Raw genomic sequence first — 17,423 nt, 5'->3', positions numbered from 1 at the left:
CCCCGGCGGGCCCGGGCCCTACAATGGCGCGATGACCACCCTCTTCATCTCCGACCTGCACCTGGATCCGGAGCGCCCGCACATCACCGCGCTGTTCGCCCGTTTCCTGCAAGAGGAGGCCCGGGGCGCGGATGCGCTGTACATCCTCGGCGACCTCTTCGAAGCCTGGGTCGGCGATGACGATCCGTCGGATACCGGCGCGCTGGTGGCCGGGTCCGTGCGCGCGGTGGTCGCGGCCGGCACGCCCACGTATTTCATCCACGGCAACCGCGACTTCCTGCTCGGCCGCGAGTACGCCGCGCGCGCCGGCATGTCGCTGCTGGCCGAACCGAGCGTGGTGCTGCTGTACGGGCGCCCGGCGCTGCTCTCGCACGGCGACACGCTGTGCACCGGGGACGTCGCCTACCAGCAGTTCCGCGCGCAGACGCACGACCCGGCATGGCAGGCGGCGTTCCTGGCGCAGCCGCTGGAGGCACGGCTGGCCTTTGCGCGCAAGGCACGCGAGGCGAGCCGTGCGCACCAGGAGGGCCTCGCGGGCCAGGGCACGATGGAGACGATCACCGACGTCGCCCCGGGCGCGGTCGCGGCCACCTTCGCCCTCTATGGCGTCGACCTGATGATCCACGGCCACACCCACCGCCCCGCCGTCCACGAGCTGGTGGTGGACGGCCGTGGTCGCCAGCGCATCGTGCTGGGGGACTGGTACGAGCAGGGGTCGGTGCTGCGGGTCGACCGCCGCGGGAGCCGCCTGGAGGCACTGGCCTGAGCGGCGCTCAGCCTGCCGCGGCGAGCCCCTCTTCGAGCATCCGCAACTCGTCCTCGCCGAACCCGGCGCGGCTGCGCGCTTCGTGGTTGAACGGGCCGTGCAGTACCGCGCGGGCGTACTCGGCGAGCAGCCGCCGGAAGGTCGGCAGCGGTTCGACGCCGGCGCGCTCGCAGTGCCAGCGGAACCAGCGCGAGCCCGCGGCGACGTGGGCCACCTCCTCGCGCAGGATCACCTCAAGGATCCGCACGGTCTCCACGTCGTCGACGTCCTGCAGGCGCCGGATCATCCCCGGGGTGACGTCCAGCCCGCGCGCCTCCAGCACCCGCGGCACCAGCGCCATCCGGGCCAGGCCATCGTGGGCGGTCTTCTCGGCCATCTCCCACAGGCCGTTGTGCGCGTCGAAGTCGCCGTAGCCGTGCCCCATGGCCTGCAGCCGCGCCTGCAGCATCCCGAAGTGCCGCGCCTCGTCCTCGGCGCAGGACACCCAGTCGGCGTAGTACTCCTCCGGCATGCCGCGGAAGCGGTAGACCGCGTCCCAGGCCAGGTCGATGGCGTTGAACTCGATGTGGGCGATGGCGTGGATGAAGGCCGCGCGCCCCGCTTCGCTGCCTAGGCCACGCCTGGGCAGCTCGCGCGGGTGCACCAGTCGCGGCCGCGCCGGCCGGCCGGGCATGCCGATCGGCTCCGGTGCGGGTGCGTCGGCGGGCACCACCAGTTCGCCGCGGCGGAAGGCGGCGGCCGCGGCGAACGTGGATTCGAGCTTGGCCTCCACGCTGGCGGCGGCCAGGCACGCATGGGCGGCCTGGATCAGGGAACCTTGCATGTCCCGGTCGATGGTGTCGGCGGGAGCCACGCCTACGCGGGCTGGCGGCGGGTGGACTTGGCGGCATCCGAGCGCAGCTGGCGGATGCGCTCGAAGTAGTCCTCGCCCGGACCGGTGACGTACTCGCCGTTGAAGCAGGAGCAGTCGAAGCGGGTCGGCCCGCCCTTGGGGCTGGTCACCGAGTCCTCCAGGTCGGCCAGGTCCTGGTAGACCAGCCAGTCCACCCCCAGCAGCTCCTGGATCTCCTCCTCGCTGCGGCCGTGGGCGATGAACTCCTCCGGCGCGGGCATGTCGATGCCGTAGATGTTGGGGTAGCGCACCGGCGGCGCGGCCGAGGCCAGGTAGACCTTGCGCGCGCCCACGTCGCGGACCATCTGCACGATCTGCCGCGAGGTGGTGCCGCGCACGATCGAGTCGTCCACCAGCAGCACCACCCGGTTGCGGAACTCCAGCGGGATCGGGTTGAGCTTGCGGCGCACCGACTTCGTGCGCTGTTCCTGCCCCGGCATGATGAAGGTGCGGCCGACGTAGCGGTTCTTGACGAAGCCCTCCCGGTACTTCACCCCCAACACGTGGGCCACCTCGAGCGCGGCATCGCGGGAGGAGTCCGGGATCGGGATGACGGTGTCGATGTCATGGTCGGGGAACAGGCGCAGGATCTTCTCGCCGAGCTTCTGCCCCATGCGCATGCGCGCCTTGTGCACCGACACGTCGTCGATCATCGAGTCCGGGCGCGCCAGGTAGACGTACTCGAAGATGCAGGGGGTGTGCTCGCGCGGCTCCACGCACTGGCGGGCGTGCAGCGTGCCGTCGCCGGTGACCACGACCGCCTCGCCGGGGGCGATGTCGCGCACGCGCTCGAAACCGATCAGGTCGAACGCCACCGATTCGGACGCCACCGCCCACTCGTCCCCGTCCGGGCCGCTGCGCTTTCCGAGCACCAGCGGGCGGATGCCGTTGGGGTCGCGGAAGGCGACCAGGCCCAGCCCCAGCACCATCGCCACCGCGGCGAAGCCGCCGGTGCAGCGCCGGTAGACGTTCTCCATCGCGCGCAGCGCCGCGTCGGGCCCGAGTTCGCGCTGGTTGTCGAGCTCGTGGGCGAAGACGTTGAGCAGCACCTCCGAGTCCGACTCGGTGTTGATGTTGCGCCGGTCCTGCTGGAACACCTCCGCCCGCAGCGTCTCGGTGTTGACCAGGTTCCCGTTGTGCGCGAGCGCGATGCCGTACGGCGAGTTGACGTAGAACGGCTGCGCCTCCTCGTGGCCCTCGCTGCCGGCGGTGGGGTACCGGCAGTGGCCGATGCCCATGCTCCCGACCAGCTTGCGCATGGCGGCCGCGTCGAAGACCTCGCTGACCAGCCCGTTGCCCTTGTGCACGAGCAGCTTGCGCTCATCCGCGGTGGCGATGCCGGCGGCATCCTGGCCACGGTGCTGGAGCACCATGAGGCCGTCGTAGAGCTGCGCCGCGACGTCGTGGCGGGCGACGATTCCGATGATGCCGCACATGGTGTGGTGTCCTGCTTCGTTGCGGAAAGGAGAAAACTCAGGTGCCCTGGGGCACCGGGAGCGGGGCGATCAGCGCCGGTCCGCTGCGCTGGCCGGACAGGTCCAGCTCGGCGGCGACCCAGTCCGGCAGCAGGCCGGCCAGCCACTCGGCCCCGGGGATGAAAAGCGGCAGCAGCCGGGACTGCTGCCAGGCCGGCTCCCGCGGGAGCTCGCTGAGGCCCAGCAACAGCACCAGCACGCAGGCGACCAGCACCCCGCGCACCAGCCCCAGCAGCAGGCCGAGGAAGCGGTCCATCGCCGACAGGCCGATGCCGTGCACTAGCCGGCGCAACAGCCAGCCGGCGGTGCCGACGACCAGCAGCACGCCGATGAAGGCCAGCGCGTAGCCGCCGAACAGGTGCGCCGCCCCGGGCTGCGCGTCCCCCGCCAGCAGCAGGGCGACCCCGCCGCCGAAGCGGAACGCGGCCCAGCCGGCCAGGATCCACGCCGCCAGCGAGGCCAGCACGCCGATCAGGCCGCGGAACGCCCCGAACAGGGCCGACACGGCCACGATCGCGAGCAGCACCAGGTCGATGGCGGTCATCGCGGCGCCCGGAAAATCACGGGTGCGAGCGCACCAGGCCGTCCATCTGCAGCCGTGCCTTCACCTGGGCCTTGAGCTGCTCGGCGGCGGCGCGATCGGCGACCGGCCCGACCTTGACCCGGTGCACCCGCCCGCTGTCGGTCTGGACCGACTCCACGAACGAACTCAGCCCCTGTGCGCGGGCGCGGTCGCGCAGCGCGATCGCCGAGGCCTCGCTGCTGAAGGAGCCGACCTGCACGGCGAAGCCGACCCCGGACGCAGCCGCCGGTTCGGGCGCGGCGGGAGGATCGGGCTGCTGCCGCGCCGGAGGCGCCGGCGCGGGTTGGGGCTCGGGTTCGGCGCGGGCAACAGGACGCTCCGGTTGCGCTGGTGCGGCGGCGGGTGTTTCCGGCTCTTCGGCGAGCTCGGCTGCGTCCGGGCTGGCATCGAGCACGAGGACCCGGGAGCCGACATCGTCCCGGACGTGCGCAGCGCGCAAGCGCGCGGCCTCGGCGGTCGCGCGCGAGTCGAACGGCCCGATCAGCACCCGGTGCAGGGTCCGGCCGTCGCGGGTCTCGGGCTCCTGGTAGCCGGCCAGCTGCGAGCCCGCCAGGGCGTCGACCACCCGCTGGGCGTCGGCCTGGCTGGCGTAGCTGCCGAAGGTGACCGCGTATCCTCCGCCGGCGGTCGGCGGCGGGAACATCTCCGGCTGCCCGTCCGCTGCCTCCGCGGCGTCCGGGTCGGCCGCGGCATCGCGTTCGCGCTCGGCCGCCGTATCCACGGTGGGCAGCGCGCCCGCTGCGGCGGTCTCCGTGGCCTCGTCGGCACCGGACGCTGGCGTACGCGGGGGCAGCAGGGGCAATTCGCGGGTCTCGAACTCGCCGGTCGGCGCCGGCGGCACCTCCAGCGGCACGTCGCCCACGCCGCTTTCCGGCGCGGGCCCCTTGATCAGCATCGGCAGGAAGATGACGGCGAGCGCTACCAGCACGGCGGCGCCGACCAGGCGCTGTTTCAGGGCAGGTTCCATCGGGGCTCGATGCGGGAGGAGGCCGGGCGATTATAGCCGGGTGCCCGGACCGGCCCGCCGCGCGGCACCGGCGCGTTCAGCCGCCCGAAGAGTGGAGCAGCCGCAGCGCCCCGGCGGCGGCCAGGAACGAGCCGAACACCAGGATCCGGTCGCCCGGCCCCGCGCCGGCCCTCGCCGCCTGCACTGCCGCGGCGACGTCGGCGTGCGTGCTCGCCTTCGCGGCCGCCGTATCCGCGAGCCGCGACAGCAGCGTGGCGGCGTCGCAGGCCCGCTCGCCCCCGTCTTCCAGGCCGGCCAGGTACCAGTCGTCGACCGTTTCGGCGAGCGCGCCCACCACGCCTGCGGCGTCCTTGTCGGCAAGGGCCGCATACACGGCGCGGGTACGCCCCGGGACCGGGTTGCCGGCCAGCCACTGCGCCAACGCCGTTGCCGCCTGCGGGTTGTGGCCGACGTCGACCACTACTTCCACCTCGTCCAGTGCGAAGCGCTGCAAGCGGCCCGCCAGCCGGGCCCCCGCCACGCCACGGGCGAGTGCCGCGTCGCTGATCGCCTTGCCTTCCGGCCAGTCCAGCGCGCGCAGCGCGGCGATCGCCACGGCCGCGTTGCGCAGTTGCGTCGGCGCCTCCAGCCCCGGCCGGGGCAGGTCCACCTCGTAGCCGACCTCCCGCCAGCGCCAGTGTCCCGGTGCCGCATCGCCGGGGGCGGCGTCGAAAAAGAAGTCGCAGCCGATCCGCACAGCCGAGGCACCGATCGCGTAGGCGTGGCCAAGCACGCTCGAGGGCGGATCGTCGTCACCGAGCACCAGCGGACGCCAGGCACGGGCGATGCCGGCCTTCTCGCGCCCGATCGCCTCGCGGTCGCTGCCGAGCCAGTCCTGGTGGTCCAGGTCGACGGTGGTGATCACCGCGACGTCGGCATCGACCAGGTTGGTCGCGTCCAGGCGTCCGCCGAGGCCGACCTCCAGCACCGCCAGGTCGAGCCCGGCGCGCTCGAACAGCCACAGGGCCGCCAGCGTGCCGTACTCGAAGTAGGTCAGCGCAGTGTCGCCGCGCGCCGCCTCCACCGCCTCGAAGGCCCCCACCAGCTCCTGGTCACCCGCCTGGTGGCCGTCGATCCGCACCCGCTCGTTGTAGGCCAGCAGGTGCGGCGAGGTGTAGCAGCCGACCCGCCAGCCGGCTTCGCGCGCGATCGCCTCGAGGAAGGCGACGGTCGAGCCCTTGCCGTTGGTCCCGCCCACGGTGACCACCCGCTCCGCCGGACGGGCGAGCCCCATTCGCGCGGCCACTTCGCGGACGCGCTCCAGGCCCATGTCGATCGATTTCAGATGCTGCCGCTCGATGTACTCGAGCCATTCGGCGAGGGTCATGCAGGTCACGGCGTCGGGGGCTGGGACAATGATCCGCGCTTACAGCGCCCGATGCACGGCCTCGCCGAACAGTGGCGTGTGGTGGCTGCAATCGTTGAGGCGCACCACCTCCAGGCGCGACGGATCCGGGCCTTCCAGCAGGTTCAGCGTGGTCGGCGCCTGGCGGAAGCTCCACAGGCGGCCGAACGGGATGCCGAGCACGTGGCACAGCAGCACCCGGTTGACCGCGTCGTGGGCCACCAGCAGCAGCGTCGCGTCGGCATCGAGTCCGTCGGCGGCGCGCAGCAGCGCCGCCCAGGCCCGGTCGAACACCTGCTGCAGCGATTCGCCGCCCGGCATCAGCACCTCGTGCGGGGTCTCGCGCCAGGCCCGCAGGCGGTCCGGATCGCGGGCGCCGATCTCGCTTGCCAGCAGGCCCTCCCAGCTGCCGTGCGCGATCTCCAGCAACCCGGGGTCCGTGGAGAGCAGGCCGGCGCGCCCGCCCAGCGCCAGCTCGGCGGTGCGGCGGGCGCGGGCCAGCGGCGATGCAACCGCCCGGGCGATCGCCACGTCGCGCAGCCGGCCGCCCAGCGCGCGCGCCTGCGCCTCGCCGACCGGTGACAGCGGGATGTCGGACTGGCCCTGGTAGCGGCCTTCGGCGTTCCACGCGGTTTCCCCGTGGCGGGCAAGCAGGATCTTCATCGCGCGCCTCAGAGGGCTTTCAGGGACAGCACGCCGGGCAGCTGGCGGGCGGCGGCGAGCCCGGCCTCGCCGACTTCGCGGTCTACGGTGATGGCGGCCCGTGCCTCGCCATCCCCACCCGCCCCGAGCGAGAAGTTGATGATGTTGATGCCCGAGGCACCCAGGCTCGACCCGACCGCACCGATGATGCCGGGACGGTCCTCGTTGCGCATCAGCAGTACGTGCGCCAGCGGGTCGAACTCGATCTCCACCCCGTCCAGCCGGACCACGCGCGGGCCGCGGTGAAGGGTGGCCTCGATCTCGCGGGTGGCACCGCCGCCTTCCACCCTGACCCGCAGCAGGCGCTCGAATCCGTCCCCGTCTCCACCGACGGTTTCCGCGACCTGCAGTCCACGCGCCGCGGCTTCGGTCAGCGCGTTGACCGGGGTCACCCGGCCGGATGCCGGCCCGAGCAGCGCGGCCACCAGCAGCCGGGTCAGCGGGCGGGTGTCCAGCGACCCGGTCCGGCCGGCGTAGGTGACGTGCAGCCGGGTCGGCGCGGGTACCAGCCGCGCGGCCATCCGCCCCAGCGCCGACATCAGCGGCATCCACGGGCCGACCTCGCGCGCCGCCTCCGCCGTCAGCGGCGGCAGGTTCACGCAGCCTGCGACGGCCCCGGTCTGGATGAAGTCGATGACCTGCCGGGCCAGGATGGTGCTGACCGCCTGCTGCGCCTCGCCCGTGGAGGCGCCCAGGTGCGGAGTCAGCACGAGCTTGGGGTGCCGGCGCAGCGGCGAGTCCTCCGGCAGCGGCTCGGTGGCGAAGGTGTCCAGCGCGGCGCCGGCCAGGTGGCCCTCGTCCAGCAGGCGCAGCAGCGCCTCCTCGTCGAGCAGCCCGCCGCGGGCCGCGTTGACCACGTAGGCACCGGGTTTCATCGAGCGCATGCGCGCCTCCGACAGCAGGTGCGTGGTCTCCTTCGTCCGCGGCACGTGCAGGGTCACGATGTCGGCCCAGTCCAGCAGCTCATCGAGCGGTTTCAGCTCGACGCTGCCCTTCCCCGCGGCCCCGGGCGGCAGGAACGGGTCGAACGCGGCAACCTCCATGCCGATGCCGACCGCCTTGCGCGCCACCGTGCCCCCGATCCGCCCCAGGCCGATCACGCCCAGCTTCTTGCCCTCCAGCTCGAACCCGGTCAGGCCGGCCTTGGGCCACTGCCCCGCCTTCATCCCGGCATCCGCCCGCGGCACGTGCCGCGCCAGGGCGAACAGGAGCGAGATCGCGTGCTCGGCCGCCGCCAGCGTATTGCCGTCGGGCGCGTTCATTACCGCGATGCCCCGCGCGGTAGCCGCCTCGACATCGATGGTGTCGACCCCCGCTCCGGCGCGGCCGATCACCCGCAGGCGCTCCGCGGCGTCCAGTGCCCCGGCGGTCACCCGGGTCGCAGAGCGCACCAGCAGCACGTCCACGTCGGCCAGCGCGGCCGCGAGCGCGGCCGGCTCTTTGATCGGATCGGAGACGACCACCTCCCATCCCGCCCCGCGCAGCAGGGCCAGGCCGTCCTCGTGGATCCCATCGCACGCCAGTACCTTCATCGCACACTCCTCCGGTGGAGACATGCGGAACACAGCGAGCCGGCGGGCAAGGCGCTGCAGCGTGGCTGCAGGTGGATCGGCAAGGCGTCGACGATGTGGCGGGGTCGGGGAAACGGGGCCGGCTGGCATGGGAATCCGCGAACGAGCCGCAGCGTAGCAAACCCGCCGGCGGATGCGCGGCCGTCGCAAAGAAAAACCGCCGGCACGGGCCGGCGGCTTTCCATGTCGGGACGGCAGGGCGGATCAGTCCTCCCCGGCCAGCCCCATCTCCTCCAGCACCTGCGGCGCCGGGAAGACCTCCTTCATGACCCAGCGCATGTAGCGCTCGTCGACGGCGATCACGCGGGTGAGCTCCGGGTTGAACACCCAGTTGGAGGCGACCGACTCCCAGTTCATGTCGAACACCAGGCCGACCAGCTCGCCCCGGGCGTCCAGCACCGGCGAGCCGGAGTTGCCGCCGGTGATGTCCAGGTCGGCGGTGAAGTTCACCGGGACGGTGCCCAGCTCCTCGCTGGCCAGGCCGGAGTACTCGCCCGCGGCGATCTTCTCCAGCTGGACCTGCGGGGCGTCGAAGGGCTCCTCGCCGGTGTGCTTCTCCGCGATCTGCTCCAGGGTGGTGAACGGCGGCAGCTCGACGCCGTCCGGGCGGGTGTAGCCCTGCACGTTGCCGAAGGTGATGCGCAGCGAGGAGTTGGCGTCCGGGTAGACATGGCCACCCTGGCTGCGGCGGTAGTCGGCCGCGGCCCTGGTCCAGATCGGGCGCGCCAGCAGTTCCTCGCCCTCGCGGTCCTCCTCGATCTCCTCCTGGACGATGAAGTGCGGTGCCATCGCGACCGCCAGCGCGACCGCCGGATCCTCACTGGCCTCGATGGTCGCCTGGTCGGCCTCCAGCAGCGCCAGGCGGGTGTCCAGCTCGCCCAGGGAGGTGCCCGCCAGCCGGTCCAGCGCGGCCTGCACCGCCGCCTCGTCGTCGCCGCCCAGCCACTGGTCCAGGGCCGGGATGCGCTGCTCCTGCGGCAGGGCGACGTACTGGCGCAGCCAGTACTCCTGCAGCTGGCGGTCCATCTCCGAGTGGTAGCGGCGGTCCATCTGCTTCATCGCGCCCTCGATGCCCGGCAGGTCGCGCTCCTGATAGCCGGCGTGGCGCTCGGCGTCGGGCTTGGCCCGCTCCATGGACAGGCGGTGCAGGGTACGGGCGGCGCCGAGCGCACCGGTGCGGAACAGCTGCGAGACGACCAGGTCGCGCTCGCGGGTGGCATTGCCCTGCTCCAGCAGCTCGACCAGGGTCGCGTGGGCATCGAGGGCGGCCTGCCCTTCGGCGCCCTGCCCGCGCAGCCACTCGAGCACGGCCTGCTCGTCGCGGTGCTTGATGGCGCTGGCGTCCATGCGCTCGAAGCCCTCGAGCTGGCCGCCGTAGTTCTTCATCACGTTGTGCCAGCCGCGCACGGTGCTGGCGTACTTGACCTTGATGTCCTCGTCGGCGGCGCCGGCGGTTTCGACCAGCTCGACCAGGTTCTCGTAGTGGCGCTTGACGGTCGGGTAGCTCCACCCGGTGGTGGCGTCGAACTCGTCGGCCAGCGCCCAGCGGAAGGTACGGCCCGGGTAGCCGGCCACCATCACGAAGTCACCGGCGCCCAGCGGCTGGCTGGCGACCTTCAGCCACTGCTTCGGCTGGTAGGGGACGTTGTCCTCGCTGTACGGCGCCGGCTCGCCGTCCGGACCGACGTAGGCGCGGTAGAAGGCGAAGTCGCCGGTGTGGCGCGGCCACATCCAGTTGTCGATGTCGCCGCCGTAGCTGCCGATGCTGTTCGGCGGGGCGTGCACCAGGCGCACGTCGCGGATCTCCAGGTTCCGGAACAGGCGGTAGTCGTTGCCGCCCAGGAAGCTGTAGAGGTGGCAGCGGTAGCCCTCCCCGGCCTCGCAGTCGGCGACCAGCTGCTTCTCCAGGTCCTCCAGCGCGTGGGCACGGGCATGGCCGTCGCTGGCCGCCTCCAGCGCGCCACGCACCTGCGCGGTCACGTCGGTGATCTCGTCCAGGACGTAGATGCGCGCGTTCGGGCCCGCGGAAAGCTCGTCGCCCTTGGTGGCGGCGTTGAAGCCCAGGTCGATGAGGTTGTTGTCGGCGGTCGAGTTGAGCTGGATCGCGCCATAGGCGCAGTGGTGGTTGGTGACCACCAGGCCCTGCGGGGAGACGAAGCTGGCGGTGCAGCCGCCCAGTGAGACCACCGCGCCCATCGGGTCGCCGGTCAGGTCGGTGAGCTGCTCCGGCGGCAGTTCCAGGCCGGCCTGCTTCAGCGGGCCGGCGATTTCCGGCAGCTGCTGGGGCACCCACATGCCCTCTCCGGCGGCGGCGGTACCGGTGGCCGCCAGCGCGACGGCGACGGCCAGGATCGAATGACGCATGCGTACGGCTCCTCGAATTGGTCAACCCGCCGAGTGTAGCCGCGCCGCGATGCCGCCGGCAGTTCCGGCGGCGAGGCCTCCCCCGCACGACGCGGGGGAGGCGCCGGGGCGTCAGTCGACCGGCAGGCCCATCTCGGCCAGCAGGTGGTGCGCCGGGTAGACCTTGTCCATCAGCCAACGCATGTAGCGCATGTCGACGTGGATCGCGCGCTTGTAGCGCGGGTCGTACATCCAGCTGGCGCTGACCGACTCCCAGTTGCTGTCGAAGTTCAGGCCGATGATCCGGCCATTCGCGTCCAGCACCGGCGAGCCGGAGTTGCCGCCGGTGGTGTCCAGGTTGGTCAGCATGTTGACCGTCTGGGTGCCGAGCACGGCATCGGCGGTGTTGCCGAAGTCACCCGCGGCGATCGCTTGAAGCAGGCGCTCCGGGGCATCGAAGGGCGCCTCGCCGGTGTGCTTCTCGACGATGCCGGCGACGGTGGTCAGCGGCTCGTAGACCACGCCGTCGCGCGGCTGCAGCGTGCTGACGCGGCCGTAGCTCACCCGCAGGGTGGAGTTGGCGTCCGGGTAGAACGCCCTGCCCTGCGAATGCGTGTAGTCCACCAGCGCGCGCATGTAGGACGGGCGCAGGCGTAGCAGCTCGCCCTCGCGTGCCTTGGCCTCGTCCTCGATGCGCAGGAGCGCCGGCAGCAAGGTCGCGGCGGCCTGCAGCAGGGTGTCCCCGCTGCCGGCGAGCGCCGCGGGGTCGGCTTCCATCCAGCCCAGGCGCACCGGTGCCTCGTCCAGGGTGCTGCCGGCATAGAGCGCGTCGATGCGCTGCTCCACCGCCGCCGGGTCGGTACCGAACACGCGGTCGAACTCCGGCAGGTGCTGGTCCGCCGGGAGTGCCTGGTACTGGCGCACCAGGTTGGCCAGCAGGGCCTTCTCGACCGGCTCGGCATAGCGGCGCTGCACGCGCTCCAGGCCGGCGCGGATCAGCGGTTCGTCGCGCAACTGGTAGCCGGACTCACGCTCGGCGTCCGGCTTGCCGCGCTCCAGCGCCAGGCGCTGCAGGCGCAGGGCGGCGTCGAAGACCTCGGTGCGGCCGAGGGTGGCGACGAGCTGGTCACGCTCCCGGGTCGCGGTGGCTTCGGCGAGCACCGCCTGTGCCGCCTCGATGTCGGCGAGGATCGGCGCCGCATCCCCCTGCTGGCGCAGCCAGGCCAGCATCGCCGCCTCTTCCGCGGCACGGACCTCGACCGCGTTGCTGCGCTCCAGCCCTTCCAGCTCGCCCCGGGCGCGCTTGAGCCCGTTCTCCAGGCTGGCCACCGTCGAGGCGTAGCGGACCTTCAGCTCCGGCTGGCCGTCCGTCCGGGCGGCGATGGTGTCGAGCAGACCGTCGTAGAGCGCCACGCGCGAGGGCAGCTGCCACTCGACCTGCTGCTTGAACTCGGAGGCCGTGCGGTGGCGGAAGGTCCGGCCCGGGTAGCCGGCGAGCATCGCGAAGTCACCCTCGGCCACGGCCGCGGTGGACACCTGCAGGTGCGCCGGCGGGGTGTAGGGCACGTTCTCGGGCGAATGATCCGCCGGCCGCCCGTCCGGCCCCACGTAGGCACGCAGCAGGGTGAAGTCGCCGCTGTGGCGCGGCCACATGAAGTTGTCGATCTCGCCGCCGTAGCCGCCGATCGCATCCGGCGGCGCGTACGCCAGCCGGATGTCGCGCAGCTCCAGCTGGGTGACCAGGTAGAAGTCCATGCCGTAGTGCACGTCGACCACGCTGCAGCGGTTGCCCGGCACCTGCTCGCATTCGGCGACCAGCGCCTTGCGCGCGGACTCCACCGCATCATGGTAGTCCCGGCCGGTCTTGCCACGGGCGCCCTCGAGCACCTCGTCGGTGACGCGGTCGAAGCCGGTGGTCACCCGCACCCGGTAGTCCGGGTTGGCGGGCAGTTCGTCGGCGCGCGTGGCGGTGTAGCCGTTGGCGATCAGGTCGCGCTCGGCGCTGGAGTTGTACTGGATCACGCCGAAGGCGACGTGGTGGTTGGTCAGCAGCAGCCCATCGCCGGAGACGAAGGCACCGGTGCCCCCGCCGACCCGGACCACCGCGTTGAGCGGCGGCCGGGTGAGGTCGGCAAGTTCGGCCGGATCACCCTCGAAACCGGCCTCGCGCAGCTGCGCGGCGATCTCCGGAAGCTGCGCGGGCAGCCACATCCCCTCGTCGGCGTGGGCGGCGAAGGCGGTGCCGGCGGCAAGTGCGAGCGCGGCCAGCCGCGGGCCGCGCCGTGGTGCGTTGCGATCAGTCATGGGGCAGTCCCATCTCCTCGAGCAGGTGCTCGGCATGGTCGACCTCGTCCATCACCCAGCGCATGTAGCGGGTATCGACGTGGATCGAGCGGGTGAGTTCCGGGTTGAAGATCCAGCCTGCGTTGAGGCTTTCGTAGTTGCCGTCGAACAGCAGGCCGACCAGCTCCCCGTCGGCGTTGAGGGTCGGCGAGCCGGAGTTGCCGCCGGTGGTGTCGACGTCGCTCAGGAAGTTCACCGGCACGTCCCCCAGCGACGCCATCCGGTAGCGCTCGCCGCGCCCGTCGGCAATCGCGTCCAGCTGCGACTGCGGCGAGGCGAACGGCTCTTCCCCGGTGACCTTGTCGACCAGCCCCTCCAGCGTGGTGAACGGCACCGTCCGCACGCCGTCGCGCGGGGAGTAGCCGCGCACCGTGCCGAAGGTGATCCGCAACGAGGAATTGGCATCCGGGTAGACCGGCCGGCCCTGGCTGGCGTTGAAGTCGATCATGGCCTGCATGTAGCGGGGCCGGAGCGCGGCGATGCGACCGGCTCGGGCCTTCTCCTCCGCTTCCTCGGCGAGCACCACCGGCATCATCGCGACCGCCAGTCGCAGCGCCGGATCGTCGGAGGCTTCGATGGCAACGCGGTCGGCTTCCAGCCAGCCCAGCCGCGCCGCGGCGTCCTCCAGGGAGGTTCCGGCGTACAGCGCATCCAGCTTGGCCTCCAGGCCGGGGATGGTGTTGTCGGAGGCGTCGATGCCCAGCCAGGCATCCAGCTCCGCCACGCGCTGGCCCGCCGGCACCTGGCTGGCGTAACGCTGCAGCCGCAGCGCCATCAGGGCCTTGTCGACGACCGGGTCGAAGCGCTTGTCCAGTGCCTCCATGGCGCCGCGGATGCGGGCGGCATCGCGCTCCTGGTACCCGGACTCGCGTTCGGCGTCCGGCTTCTCCTTCTCGATGGCGTTGCGGTACAGCTGCATCGCCGTCCCGGCCAGGCCGCCGCCCACCACGTTGCCGAACCACAGGTCGCGCTCGCGGGTCTGGCGTGCCTCGGCCAGTTCCTGCTCCAGCGCCGCGATCGCCTCGAGCGCGCCCGCGCCACCGTCGCCCTGTGCGGACAGCCACGCCTCCAGTTCGTCCTCGCGGGCCTGCTTCATGCCCACCGGATCGTCCATCCGCGCGAAGCCGTCCAGGTTGCCCTGGTAGAGCTTGAGCACGTTGTTGTACCCGGCCACGGTCGAGGCGTACTTGAGCGCGGCCGCCGGGTCGTCCGCGGTGGTGCGCTCGATCACGTCCAGCGAGTCCTGGAAGTACCGCACCAGCACCGGGTAACGCCACTCGATCGTCTCGGCTACCTCGCCGGGCAGGCGGTACCGGTTGGTGCGGCCCGGGTAGCCGGTGACCATGACGTAGTCGCCCTCGGCCAGGGGCTGCTGCGAGACCGTCAGCCAGCTCGCCGGCTGGTACGGCACGTTGTCCTCCGAGTACGGCGCCGGGGTGCCGTCCGGGGCGACGTAGGCGCGCAGGAAGGCCCAGTCGCCGGTGTGGCGGGGCCACTCGAAGTTGTCCTCGTCGCCGCCGAACTTGCCGATCATTCCGGACGGGGCATAGACCAGCCGCACGTCCTGGATTTCCAGCTGGCGAATCAGCGAGAACTGCAGCCCGCCGTGGAAGTCGTAGACGTTGCAGCGCAGTCCGCCGGGCGCCTCGCACTCCGCGACCAGGGCCTTGCTCCGGGCGTCGATGGCGTCGTAGCGCGCCTTGCCATCCATCGACTCCAGCCCCTGCGTCACCTGCCCGGTGACGTCGCGGATGTCCTGCGTCACGTAGATGCGCGAGGTCGGCGCGGCCGGCAGCTCGTCCGCCAGGGTGGCGGCGACGAAGCCTTCGGCCAGCAGGTCGCGCTCCGGGGTGGAGTTGTACTGGATGTTCCCGTAGGCGCAGTGGTGGTTGGTCACCACCAGGCCCTGCGGGGACACGAAGCTTGCGGTGCAGCCGCCCAGGCTGATCACCGCGTCCAGCGGCTTGGAGGCGAGGTCCGACAGCGAGGCCGGATCCATCCGCAGGCCGAGCTCCCGGAGCCGGTCGCCCAGTTCGGGCATCTGCGAGGGCTGCCACATGCCCTCGTCGGCGTGGGCGGCGGGGGCGTTCAGAACGGCGGCGGGCAGCAGCGCAAGCGCCAGCGCCGCGGGGAGGAGGCGGATCTTCATGGGGATTCCCGGGTGGGTCGACCGGCCAACATAGGCAGGCGGAGGCGCGCACCGCAAGGCCCGGCGGTCATGCCGCGCCGGGTCCGGCATTCACCGGTGCGCCGTTACAATGCGCGGTTTCCCGATTCCTTCCCTGCAGGCCGTCCATGCCCCACGCCAACACTCCCGAGCTGCCCACCACCATGCGCGCGCTGGTCAAGCGCGAGGCCGCCCGGGGCATCTGGATGGAGGAGGTTCCCGTCCCCTCCCCCGGCGCCAACGAGGTGCTGGTGAAGGTCGAGAAGACCGCCATCTGCGGCACCGACCTGCACATCTACCTGTGGGACGAGTGGAGCCAGCGCACCATCAAGCCGGGCCTGGTGATCGGCCACGAATTCGTCGGGCGCGTGGCCCAGGTCGGCCCGGGCGTGACCGGCTACCACGTCGGCCAGCGGGTCTCGGCCGAGGGCCACATCGTCTGCGGCCACTGCCGCAACTGCCGCGCCGGGCGCCAGCACCTGTGCCCGAACACCGTCGGCATCGGCGTGAATCGCGACGGCGCCTTCGCCGAGTACATCGTCATGCCGGCCACCAACCTGTGGCCGATCCCGGACCAGGTCCCGTCGGAGCTGGCCGCCTTCTTCGACCCGTACGGCAACGCCGCGCACTGCGCGCTGGAGTTCGACGTGGTCGGCGAGGACGTGCTGATCACCGGTGCCGGCCCGATCGGCATCATCGCCGCCGGCATCTGCAAGCACATCGGCGCGCGCAACGTGGTGGTGACCGACGTCAACGACTACCGGCTCAAGCTGGCCGCCGACATGGGCGCGACCCGGGTGGTCAACGTCGCCAACACCTCGGTGAAGGACGTCATGGCCGAACTGCACATGGAAGGCTTCGACGTCGGCCTGGAGATGAGCGGCAACCCGCGCGCCTTCAACGACATGCTCGACTGCATGTACCACGGCGGCAAGGTGGCCCTCCTCGGGATCCTGCCCAAGGGCGCGGGGATCGACTGGGACCGCATCATCTTCAAGGGCCTGACGGTGCAGGGCATCTACGGCCGGAAGATGTACGAGACCTGGTACAAGATGACCCAGCTGGTACAGAGCGGCTTCCCTCTGGGCAAGGTGCTGACGCACCAGCTGCCCGTGGAGGAGTTCCAGCAGGGGTTCGACCTGATGGAAGGCGGCAAGTCCGGGAAGGTGGTGCTCAGCTGGGGATGAGCGCACGCCCCATCCCCACCTGCCATGGGTCGACAGGGAGGCACCTATGAAGTTCCACCTCGGCCTGCTGTGTTGCGGCCTGCTGGCTGCAAGCGTGCAGGCGGACGCCGGTGGGTCCGCGTGTCCGGATGTTGCCCACCCTCCCGCGCCCGTGTGCGTTGCGTCACCCTCGGGCCTTGCCTACGCGGACACCGGCGAGGAAGCGGAACACGCGGCCCGGGCGCAGGCCGGGGCCGCAGGGCGGTTCGCGGCCTACTTTGGCGAGGCTCCTGCCGGAGTGCTGGTCCTCAGCAGCTCCCTCGATCCGCTGGCCGCACAGGAGTTCGCGAAGGCGCATGGCCTCGCTTACGCGCAGGTCTGGCTACCCGGCCGGGAGCTCCAGGCAATGGCTGCACGGGCGCTGCGCAAAGCAGGCGCGGATCGCGCCCGCGTCAGGAGAGCCGCCGCCGCAATGGCCGACCAGCACGGGAATACGCTTCGCCACGAACTTGGCCATGCGATGTATGCCGCGACTTTCTGGCCGGATGCGGCGGAGGCGCCGGAACCCCGTTACGGCAGCCCGGCGCCCGACTGGCTGGACGAGGCGGCCGCCATCCTCATGGAACCCGTGGAGTCGCAGGGGCAACGCGCCGGAGAGTTTCTGAACGTCATGAGGCTCGCACCAGGGAGCATTCCCCCGCTGGCCGAGTTCCTGGACATGGAGCATCCGATCCGTACGCCAGCACTTGCACGAGAGCTTGCGCGGGGCGAGAAGTCCGACTCCGGCGTGCAGATGATGATCTCCGCCGACACCACGGTGCCGGGCGCCGCGGTTTTTTACGGCCAGTCGCTCCTCGCGGGCATGTTCCTCATGGAAACGAGCGGCAACCCGCGCATCCTCGCGCCGATCAGCAGCGCCATCGCCGCAGGCACGCCGTTTCCCGACTGGCTTGCCGAGAACGGGCCGTCGCATGGCCTCCCTGCCGAACTCGCCGCCCTAGAGGCAGCGTGGGAAAAGTGGAGCAGGGCACTTCCCGACCGCGCCAAGGCCACCCAATAGAAAC

Annotated in this window: 13 protein-coding genes; 3 read left to right on the top strand and 10 right to left on the bottom strand. The window is 71.8% G+C overall.

All coding sequences use genetic code 11. The features are described 5' to 3' along the window. Positions 1-31 precede the first annotated feature (31 nt). Positions 32-766 (top strand): UDP-2,3-diacylglucosamine diphosphatase, encoded by a 735-nt coding sequence (lpxH, locus tag G545_RS0109460; protein ID WP_027070170.1) that lies wholly within the window; start codon positions 32-34, stop codon positions 764-766. Between the two features lie 7 nt (positions 767-773). Here lpxH and G545_RS0109455 read toward each other — a convergent pair whose 3' ends face one another. From G545_RS0109455 to G545_RS0109410, 10 genes are all read right to left on the bottom strand, one after another. Beyond that, the gene (locus G545_RS0109455) at positions 774-1,589 is read right to left on the bottom strand and encodes a ferritin-like domain-containing protein (protein WP_036136852.1); all 816 of its coding nucleotides are present in this window, start codon (positions 1,587-1,589) and stop codon (positions 774-776) included. A 32-nt stretch (positions 1,590-1,621) separates the two neighbouring features. Next, positions 1,622-3,094: an amidophosphoribosyltransferase gene (gene purF, locus G545_RS0109450; RefSeq protein ID WP_027070168.1), complete on the bottom strand. Its 1,473-nt coding sequence runs from the start codon at positions 3,092-3,094 to the stop codon at positions 1,622-1,624. A 37-nt stretch (positions 3,095-3,131) separates the two neighbouring features. Then, positions 3,132-3,677 carry a CvpA family protein gene (locus tag G545_RS14305; RefSeq protein ID WP_052106700.1) on the bottom strand — a complete coding sequence of 182 codons (546 nt, stop codon included), beginning with the start codon at positions 3,675-3,677 and terminating at the stop codon, positions 3,132-3,134. A 16-nt stretch (positions 3,678-3,693) separates the two neighbouring features. Further along, positions 3,694-4,683: an SPOR domain-containing protein gene (locus G545_RS0109440; protein ID WP_027070167.1), complete on the bottom strand. Its 990-nt coding sequence runs from the start codon at positions 4,681-4,683 to the stop codon at positions 3,694-3,696. A 76-nt stretch (positions 4,684-4,759) separates the two neighbouring features. Beyond that, positions 4,760-6,049 (bottom strand): bifunctional tetrahydrofolate synthase/dihydrofolate synthase, encoded by a 1,290-nt coding sequence (gene folC, locus G545_RS0109435; protein WP_043711627.1) that lies wholly within the window; start codon positions 6,047-6,049, stop codon positions 4,760-4,762. Positions 6,050-6,088: 39 nt separating this feature from the next. After that, positions 6,089-6,730, bottom strand: a complete 642-nt coding sequence (locus G545_RS0109430; protein WP_027070165.1) for a histidine phosphatase family protein — start codon at positions 6,728-6,730, stop codon at positions 6,089-6,091. Between the two features lie 8 nt (positions 6,731-6,738). Next, positions 6,739-8,301, bottom strand: a complete 1,563-nt coding sequence (gene serA, locus G545_RS0109425; RefSeq protein ID WP_052106676.1) for a phosphoglycerate dehydrogenase — start codon at positions 8,299-8,301, stop codon at positions 6,739-6,741. Between the two features lie 243 nt (positions 8,302-8,544). Continuing rightward, positions 8,545-10,704 (bottom strand): S46 family peptidase, encoded by a 2,160-nt coding sequence (locus G545_RS0109420; protein ID WP_027070163.1) that lies wholly within the window; start codon positions 10,702-10,704, stop codon positions 8,545-8,547. Between the two features lie 111 nt (positions 10,705-10,815). Further along, on the bottom strand, positions 10,816-12,987 hold the full coding sequence (locus G545_RS0109415) for a S46 family peptidase (RefSeq protein WP_043711624.1): 2,172 nt from the start codon (positions 12,985-12,987) through the stop codon (positions 10,816-10,818). Further along, positions 12,980-15,175 (bottom strand): S46 family peptidase, encoded by a 2,196-nt coding sequence (locus G545_RS0109410; protein WP_027070161.1) that lies wholly within the window; start codon positions 15,173-15,175, stop codon positions 12,980-12,982. The genes G545_RS0109415 and G545_RS0109410 overlap by 8 nt, the downstream gene beginning before the upstream one ends. A gap of 170 nt (positions 15,176-15,345) precedes the next feature. On the opposite strand from G545_RS0109410, the gene tdh reads away from it, so the two are divergent. After that, complete coding sequence (gene tdh, locus G545_RS0109405) at positions 15,346-16,380, top strand: L-threonine 3-dehydrogenase (RefSeq protein ID WP_197050204.1); 1,035 nt, start codon at positions 15,346-15,348, stop codon at positions 16,378-16,380. Between the two features lie 46 nt (positions 16,381-16,426). After that, entirely contained in the window at positions 16,427-17,419 is a 993-nt protein-coding gene (locus G545_RS0109400) for a hypothetical protein (RefSeq protein WP_027070159.1), read from the top strand. Positions 17,420-17,423 lie beyond the last annotated feature (4 nt).

This window comes from Lysobacter defluvii IMMIB APB-9 = DSM 18482 (assembly GCF_000423325.1).
In the GTDB taxonomy this organism is placed as follows: Bacteria; Pseudomonadota; Gammaproteobacteria; order Xanthomonadales; family Xanthomonadaceae; genus Novilysobacter; species Novilysobacter defluvii.
The sequence above is the reverse complement of the archived record's forward strand: the minus strand, read 5'-3'. Positions and strand labels throughout refer to the sequence as shown.

Excerpts from the sequence above, each read along its gene's own strand:
- lpxH (WP_027070170.1), top strand. The coding sequence starts at position 32 with ATGACCACCCTCTTCATCTCCGACCTGCACCTGGATCCGGAGCGCCCG.
- G545_RS0109455 (WP_036136852.1), bottom strand. The coding sequence starts at position 1,589 with ATGCAAGGTTCCCTGATCCAGGCCGCCCATGCGTGCCTGGCCGCCGCC.
- purF (WP_027070168.1), bottom strand. The coding sequence starts at position 3,094 with ATGTGCGGCATCATCGGAATCGTCGCCCGCCACGACGTCGCGGCGCAG.
- G545_RS14305 (WP_052106700.1), bottom strand. The coding sequence starts at position 3,677 with ATGACCGCCATCGACCTGGTGCTGCTCGCGATCGTGGCCGTGTCGGCC.
- G545_RS0109440 (WP_027070167.1), bottom strand. The coding sequence starts at position 4,683 with ATGGAACCTGCCCTGAAACAGCGCCTGGTCGGCGCCGCCGTGCTGGTA.
- folC (WP_043711627.1), bottom strand. The coding sequence starts at position 6,049 with ATGACCCTCGCCGAATGGCTCGAGTACATCGAGCGGCAGCATCTGAAA.
- G545_RS0109430 (WP_027070165.1), bottom strand. The coding sequence starts at position 6,730 with ATGAAGATCCTGCTTGCCCGCCACGGGGAAACCGCGTGGAACGCCGAA.
- serA (WP_052106676.1), bottom strand. The coding sequence starts at position 8,301 with ATGAAGGTACTGGCGTGCGATGGGATCCACGAGGACGGCCTGGCCCTG.
- G545_RS0109420 (WP_027070163.1), bottom strand. The coding sequence starts at position 10,704 with ATGCGTCATTCGATCCTGGCCGTCGCCGTCGCGCTGGCGGCCACCGGT.
- G545_RS0109415 (WP_043711624.1), bottom strand. The coding sequence starts at position 12,987 with ATGACTGATCGCAACGCACCACGGCGCGGCCCGCGGCTGGCCGCGCTC.
- G545_RS0109410 (WP_027070161.1), bottom strand. The coding sequence starts at position 15,175 with ATGAAGATCCGCCTCCTCCCCGCGGCGCTGGCGCTTGCGCTGCTGCCC.
- G545_RS0109400 (WP_027070159.1), top strand. The coding sequence starts at position 16,427 with ATGAAGTTCCACCTCGGCCTGCTGTGTTGCGGCCTGCTGGCTGCAAGC.